At 32.8% G+C, this 1582-nt stretch carries 2 protein-coding genes; both read left to right on the forward strand.

The window, feature by feature from the left end; genetic code table 11:
• The first annotated feature begins 610 nt into the window (after positions 1–610).
• Positions 611–901, forward strand: coding sequence for a hypothetical protein (locus SK086_RS13555; RefSeq protein WP_324690426.1), 291 nt, complete (start codon positions 611–613; stop codon positions 899–901).
• Positions 902–1076: 175 nt separating this feature from the next.
• Entirely contained in the window at positions 1077–1451 is a 375-nt protein-coding gene (locus SK086_RS13560; RefSeq protein WP_324692340.1) for a hypothetical protein, read from the forward strand.
• Positions 1452–1582 lie beyond the last annotated feature (131 nt).

Genomic DNA, 1582 nt, shown 5'->3' on the forward strand with positions numbered 1-1582 from the left:
TTTTCGTGACATATAGTTTTCAATAGAAATTTATCTTAGCTTTGAGTATTGAATTCTTAATAAATACATCTATGAGAAAAATAGTTTTGGTTGCTTTGCTTTCAATTACATTGACAAATTTGATAATCCTTATTTTGGCGTTGACTAATGAAAAGTCAATGTTTTATGGTTACAGACTTGTAATTGGAATCATGTTTATAATGTTTGGCGGATTTTTAACCCGTTATTTATTGAGTTACAACAAAAAGACATCAGAAAACTAGTTATTCCGCTAAATCTTGTTCAGAAAGTTTGAAAAACAAGAAGTGGAATCCGAAAAGGAAACAGACAAAATTTGTGTGCTCAAGTCGACGTAAAAAACCATCACATAACAGCGGCTAGTAGCCATTGCTGGATTTTCGTGGTTTCACGCTTGTTTTTCACGTAAAAATTCTATCTTAGCTGACAGTACGCAGTTCGTTGGTTTCGCAAAAAGCCACTAGCCGCGAAACGTTAGCGGTAATGCGGCCAAGATTGCGGAGAATTCAATAACCTATTGTAACAAATGAATTTTTACAGATTACATATTCAGACCAGAAGTGACGTAGTTTACAATCAAGTTAGCAAAATCTTGAATTTAGAGCCAACATTTCCCTATGATGAAAAAGAACTGAAAAGATTATGGATTCATGGTTTTGAAGACGATAAGGAAGATAGTTATATTGATTTTATAAATGTTTATTTGAATATACTTGAACCAAAATTTGAAGAATTGGAAAGTGTTGGTATAAAGAGAGACGATATTAGCGTTTGGAGAATTTACGGTTACAATCAACAATGTTCAATGGAATTTTCACCAACAGAAATGAAGCGTTTGGCAGAAAATGGAATAACTTTATGTATAGATTGCTTTGAACAGTAAGCACTACCGCTAACAGCGGCTAGTAGCCATTGCTGGTTTTTCGTGGTTTCACGTTTGTTTTTCACGTAAAAATTCTATCTTAGCTGAAAGTACGCAGTTCGCTGGTTTCGCAAAAAGCCACTAGCCGCGAAACGTTATGCGAGAGTTATGAACATCTTTTCTAGAAACCTGAAAATTGGATAAAGGAATTAAAAAAATAAGAGAAATGAATATCATAGTGATAGTTTTGGCTATGGTACTTTTATATTCATTTTATAATAGTGTAAAAAGACAAAACTACCTGAACAGTGAATATAGCTTTACAGTTGCCAAAACAATAAAATATGAATTCAACAAAGGCTGGAAGAATTGTATCAAATACAAGTATTATGTGGACAATAAAAAGTTTGATGGTTGTGTGACTATTGACCCTGAAATCAATTGTTCAATTGGTAAATTTTATAAAGTAAAATTTTCCAAAATAAAACCAGAGATTAGCGAATTATACATGACTGAAGAGGTTGTTGATACAGCAGAAATTTCGAATGCAGGTTTTGATTACAAGAAGTAATTTAAAATTTAAATTATATAAATTAACCCTCGCATAACAGCGGTTAGTGTCCATTGCTGGATTTTCTTGGCTTCACTCCTATTTTTCACGTAAAACTTTTTATCTTAGCGGAAAGTACGCAGTTCGCTGGA

Origin of the sequence: Flavobacterium cheonhonense (assembly GCF_035671315.1) — a bacterium.
Classification (GTDB): domain Bacteria; phylum Bacteroidota; class Bacteroidia; order Flavobacteriales; family Flavobacteriaceae; genus Flavobacterium; species Flavobacterium cheonhonense.